This window comes from Acinetobacter sp. UBA3132, assembly GCF_002364825.1.
GTDB classification, from domain to species: domain Bacteria; phylum Pseudomonadota; class Gammaproteobacteria; order Pseudomonadales; family Moraxellaceae; genus Acinetobacter; species Acinetobacter schindleri.
This window is the reverse complement of sequence record NZ_DEZM01000123.1, coordinates 1-4,982: the sequence shown is the minus strand read 5'-3', so window position 1 is coordinate 4,982 and position 4,982 is coordinate 1. Positions and strand designations below refer to the sequence as shown.

At 41.7% G+C, this 4,982-nt stretch carries 5 protein-coding genes and 1 pseudogene; 3 read left to right on the top strand and 3 right to left on the bottom strand.

The window, feature by feature from the left end:
• The first annotated feature begins 436 nt into the window (after positions 1 to 436).
• A complete protein-coding gene (ftn, locus tag B4033_RS06265; protein WP_048881145.1) occupies positions 437 to 901 on the top strand; it encodes a heteropolymeric bacterioferritin subunit Ftn in 465 nt (154 codons plus the stop codon).
• Between the two features lie 600 nt (positions 902 to 1,501).
• Here ftn and rluB read toward each other — a convergent pair.
• The 3 genes from rluB to B4033_RS06250 are packed head-to-tail and all read right to left on the bottom strand — an operon-like array spanning position 1,502 to position 3,998.
• The gene (rluB, locus tag B4033_RS06260; protein WP_076753140.1) at positions 1,502 to 2,575 is read right to left on the bottom strand and encodes a 23S rRNA pseudouridine(2605) synthase RluB; all 1,074 of its coding nucleotides are present in this window, start codon (positions 2,573 to 2,575) and stop codon (positions 1,502 to 1,504) included.
• 41 nt (positions 2,576 to 2,616) lie between these two features.
• A complete protein-coding gene (gene scpB, locus B4033_RS06255; RefSeq protein ID WP_076753141.1) occupies positions 2,617 to 3,207 on the bottom strand; it encodes an SMC-Scp complex subunit ScpB in 591 nt (196 codons plus the stop codon).
• The gene (locus B4033_RS06250; protein WP_286832724.1) at positions 3,204 to 3,998 is read right to left on the bottom strand and encodes a segregation and condensation protein A; all 795 of its coding nucleotides are present in this window, start codon (positions 3,996 to 3,998) and stop codon (positions 3,204 to 3,206) included. The genes scpB and B4033_RS06250 overlap by 4 nt, the downstream gene beginning before the upstream one ends.
• Positions 3,999 to 4,410: 412 nt before the next feature.
• On the opposite strand from B4033_RS06250, the gene B4033_RS06245 reads away from it, so the two are divergent.
• Positions 4,411 to 4,554, top strand: coding sequence for a hypothetical protein (locus B4033_RS06245; protein WP_286832723.1), 144 nt, complete (start codon positions 4,411 to 4,413; stop codon positions 4,552 to 4,554).
• Positions 4,555 to 4,710: 156 nt separating this feature from the next.
• Positions 4,711 to 4,982: pseudogene (locus B4033_RS06240) on the top strand (hypothetical protein); the annotation flags it as partial.

The following is a 4,982-nucleotide window of genomic DNA, read 5'->3' as shown; positions in this document are numbered from 1 at the left end:
AGCATGGAGAAATGCACGTTGGACTTCAGCTTAAGCTTATTTTCATCTGAGGATGAGTGAGCTTGTCGGTGCATGACGAAGATTTGGCTTGTTTATACCAATGAATAAGCTCAATTTTGCTTATATGATAACTTGATGCCGATACACTCAGCGTTTCTGATTTGATACGCATGCAGTTCAATGAATATAGGCCACAATGATTTTGAATCTAGTTACAAAAAACCAATACATTATAAAAGTACTTTGATCTTGTTCATCTAAGCTGAGTACTGAGTGCAAGGTATTGTTTTATAAATGGGAATTTATTCAACTAAAACTGTAAATGAAAGTACTTCTCATTTTAATTATTTAAAAATCATATATTTACGTAAATTTTATTTTGCAAATCCAGAAGATTTTCTCCATAATAAGTTCATAAAGGTAGGGAGTTATAAAAATGCGTGGTAATCCAGAAGTCGTAGATTATTTGAATATGTTGATCGGTGGCGAACTGGCTGCTCGCGACCAATACCTGATCCACTCTCGTATGTACGAAGATTGGGGCCTGACCAAAATTTTTGAACGTATTGATCATGAAATGCAGGAAGAAGCACAGCATGCGGATGCGATTATTCGCCGTGTTCTGTTCCTGGAAGGTACACCGAACATGACCCGTGATGAGGTAGAAATCGGTGAAGATGTGGTGAGCTGTCTGAAAGCCGACCTGAAACTGGAATATGAAGTTCGTCAAAAACTGGCAACAGGCGTGAAACTGTGTGAAGAGAAGGGTGACTACGTGACGCGTGACATGTTACGTCAGCAAATGTCAGATACAGAAGAAGATCATACTTACTGGCTTGAAAAGCAACTACGTTTAATTGAGCTGATTGGTCTGCAAAATTATATTCAGTCCCAGATGTAAGATTTGAAAAATCCCGCCAGTTGAGCGGGATTTTTTTTAACAACGAATTTTCAAGGATTTTAATAACATTTGGATGGTTCGTTGATCCTCAGTTGAAAACTCACTCATGTTAATATTAAATTCTTGCTGATCAGTTTTAAGTTTAAATAGATGAATGTCGGGGTTGTGTGGAGGAATTAAAATGCACTGAATTTCAGTGCTGGCATTCAGTGGAAAGATTTGACCGATTTTCATATGACCCAAAGACCAATAAATTTGATCTGCGTCTATCTCCAGTTTCTTGAACTTGCTGATTCCATAAAGTGCCAAATAGGCCATCATTATGGTCAAGATGATAATACTGATGTAGTGATCAGTATATTGAGCAGGTTGATAAAAAACAGCCGAGAACCACTGACTTAGTATTGCAAGCTTAAAGTTCCAGTCCTGATCAGTGATTCGCAGATAATAGCTGAATTGAAAAAGTAGATAACTTATCAAGATATAAGTTAAGAATAGAAATGGATGCAATGAGCTTCGACAGTAGAAGGATCTTTTCATATTGTTATTTTTAGAGCTAAAAAAACCAGGCAACTGCCTGGTTTTTATCTTAGCAAAGGCTTAGAACTTGTTAAAGCCTTTGTTCACGCCATAAGGACGACGTGATGTGTTTTCATCACGTTCTTCACGTCGGCCAAAACCTGATTCGGGACGATTGTCACGGCGTACAAACTGAGTACCATTCTGGTTTTCACGACGACCAAACTGTGAGCCGGCTTGATTATTGTCACGACGGCCAAAACCACCTTCACGACGTTCACGGCCAGTATTCGCTGCCGGTTCATCACTGTCACGGCGCTGTTGACGCAGGAAACCACCACGGCGTGCTGCCATAGGCTTTTCCTGCATACGCTCAGAACGGCGTTTTGCCATGCCGTACAAGCCAGTACCTTGACGTGGTTTAAGCTCAACAGCTTTTGCCAGGTTATCGATGTCCTGTTTGTCCAGTTCAATCCAGCGACCAGTACGCAGTTCGCGTGGCAGAATTACTGTGCCATAACGGGTACGTAACAGACGGCTGACTTTCAGACCTTGGGATTCAAAGATACGACGTACTTCACGGTTACGTCCTTCTTTCACCACCACCTGATACCAGCGGTTGATACCGTCGCCGCCCAGTTCAGAGAATGATTCGAATTTTGCCGGACCATCATCCAGTACGACGCCTTTGAGCATGTTATTTTTCAGCTCAGGCGTTACCTCACCCATGACACGAACTGCATATTCACGTTCGATTTCATTGGAAGGGTGCATCAGACGGTTCGCCAGTTCACCGTCATTTGTGAAAAGTAACAGGCCAGTTGAGTTAATATCCAGACGGCCCACCATCACCCAACGATCGCCTTGGATCGCAGGCAGGTTATCAAATACAGTCGGACGTTGTTCAGGATCGTTGCGTGAACAGATTTCGCCTTCAGGCTTATAGTAAATCAGTACGCGACGACGGATTTCGTCCTCAATCTGGAATTGTACCTTACGACCATCGATGCGAAGCTCATCACCTGGTTCGATACGCTCACCCACTTGGGCAACTTGCCCATTCACACTTACACGACCAGCGGCAATGACTTCTTCCATATAACGGCGAGAACCCAAACCAACACGTGCAAGCACCTTTTGCAATTTTTCACTCATGACAGCATAACCTTAGAAATAATTATCAACAGTTCACCTATTTATGACTTCGGTGCATTTGCATCGAGGGCCATAAAAGCTTCCTTGGCATCCTGCAGGGGAGGCAATTGGCCTAAACTGGTTAAGCCAAACGCATTTAAAAATTGTGGCGTTGTCACTAACAACGCAGGTCTTCCAGGGAGTTCACGAAAACCAGATTCTTTAATCCAGTTCCAGTCAAACAGCGAACGCAAAATCTGACTGTTATTTGTGACACCACGAATTTGTTCTATATCTGCCCGGGTCACCGGCTGGTGATAGGCAATTACGGCCAAAGTTTCAAGTAATGAAGGAGACAAGCGCGCTGGTCGCTCGGGCCATGTCTGAGCAATAATATTACGATACTTCGCACGTACTTGAAAACGGAAACCTTGAGCAGTTTCAATCAGTTCAATTGAGCGACCATGCATCAGCATAGACAGTTGCTGTAGGTACTGACGTAATTCCTGCTTGGTATATCGATCCTGAAAAGCTTCTTTTAGACGTGCCAGAGACACTGCTGAATCACTTGCAAAGATAATCGCTTCCAGCTGCATTAACACATCATGCAGATTATCTTCCGCTGTAAGCACTGAGCTGTGGTCAATGGTCATAAAGGTGCTCCCTGAATTGCGAGCGGGGCTTCAACGCCTGTAGCAATAATCTGAATTTTTTGTTGACGTGTCAGTTCCAGAACCGCCATGAAGGTGACGACCATACCCATCCGGCCCTGGCTTGGTTTGAGTAGATCTGCAAAAGAAAGCACTTCACCAGTTTCCAGGCAGCTTTCAATATAGGCAATGCGTTCTTCAAGTAGCACCGGTTCCTGTTGCACCTGATGAATCACCGGCTCAGGACGGTTAAAGATACACAGCAGGGCATCACGTAGCAGATCGACGTTGTGACCTTCATTCGATTGAATGAACTCGCCCAGGCTGACATTGGTCTCAAACGTATCACGTTCAAGCACACTCATTTGGTTCAGACGTTCTGCGGCCTGTTTAATGCGTAAATAATTTTCCAGACGATCAATCAATTCCTGTTTCGGATCTTGTTCCGTCGCAGAAATACTTTTGGGTTTTGGAAGAAGTAAGCGGGATTTGAGGTCCGCTAATAATGCCGCCATTACCATATAGTCTGCGGTCAGCTCAATATTGAGTGACTTCATCGCATCCATATAGGACAAGTATTGGGCAGCAATCGGCGCAATGTCGACTTGCAGCAAGTCAAAGCCATTTTTTTGGATCAGGTAAATTAAAAAGTCGAGCGGGCCTTCGAAATGCTCTAACAGGATTTCAAACGCTGAAGGAGGAATGTAAAGATCCTCAGGAATCGTCTCCTGCCATTCATCCAGTACACGGATGTGTGGAGTAGGTTCCATCATATTATGGATTCTTTGATTCATATACAGTTGTTGGCCACGCGAATTTTCAAAGGCATGAAGGCTGATTCTTCGATCTCACATCGAAAGAAAAAGCATGTAAAAAGTTGATCTTAGTGTACTCGAAAAATACCTCTAAATAAATTGGATATGGAGTTAGATACAAAAAAACAGTAGCTTTTACGGCTATTCTTCGGTTTTTGATCATCTCAAATACAGGGATGCCTTTCTGAATTAAGGGTTCAGAGAAATAAGGTTAAGCTCCAGTTGAGTTTGCAACCCTTAAGATCGATCATGAGCAATGACAAATATTAAAAATTAGATCAGGAAAAATCATTCTTTAGCAGTAATTAAAAAGTAAAAGTTTTAAAAATAAACCTTAAAAACAGATATCTATCGTTCAAAAAGTATTCTAATATCTCAGAAAAATATACTGATGAATAAAACAACTAAAAACAGGACGGGTGATCAATATGCCTATTATGCTGGTACTTATTGCCGTGATTGGCTTGGGGTATTTTGGGGTTATCCCAAATATGAAATGATGCAACTTGAAGACCAAACACGTCAACAGCTTTAATCAGGTAGATTTGCCGATTTAGAAGCGAAGTATCAACCCATACTTCAAAGAGAAAAGGTAGAGCTTACGATTCTGGATCAGTATCCAAATACTCGCTTTTATACATGCTGGCTTGAAAATGAAAATAAAAAACTTTCTGTAAAGAGTGAACAGAATGTGAAAAACATAGCCTGTGATTCTGTTGAGGCTTTTCAAAACTTTGATTACAAGTCTCGAACTGCAGTCTTAAATGTGATTGAAGAAGATCAAATTGTTTTTCATATGAATGTCAAAAATAAATGTGGTACGGACATGATGCAACATCAGCAAAAGCTGTTGGATTGTCCAAGTTTTTTACAAATGAGAGCATTAAAAGCTGGGGAAGAATATATCCCACCACCTCAAAAAAATACTCCAGTAGACATGGTTGCACTTGCTGCATCGGTTTC

What these genes read in the sequence shown, in the direction of transcription:
- ftn (WP_048881145.1), top strand. Translation starts at nt 437, where the DNA reads ATGCGTGGTAATCCAGAAGTCGTAGATTATTTGAATATGTTGATCGGT.
- B4033_RS06245 (WP_286832723.1), top strand. Translation starts at nt 4,411, where the DNA reads ATGAATAAAACAACTAAAAACAGGACGGGTGATCAATATGCCTATTAT.
- rluB (WP_076753140.1), bottom strand. Translation starts at nt 2,575, where the DNA reads ATGAGTGAAAAATTGCAAAAGGTGCTTGCACGTGTTGGTTTGGGTTCT.
- B4033_RS06250 (WP_286832724.1), bottom strand. Translation starts at nt 3,998, where the DNA reads ATGAATCAAAGAATCCATAATATGATGGAACCTACTCCACACATCCGT.
- scpB (WP_076753141.1), bottom strand. Translation starts at nt 3,207, where the DNA reads ATGACCATTGACCACAGCTCAGTGCTTACAGCGGAAGATAATCTGCAT.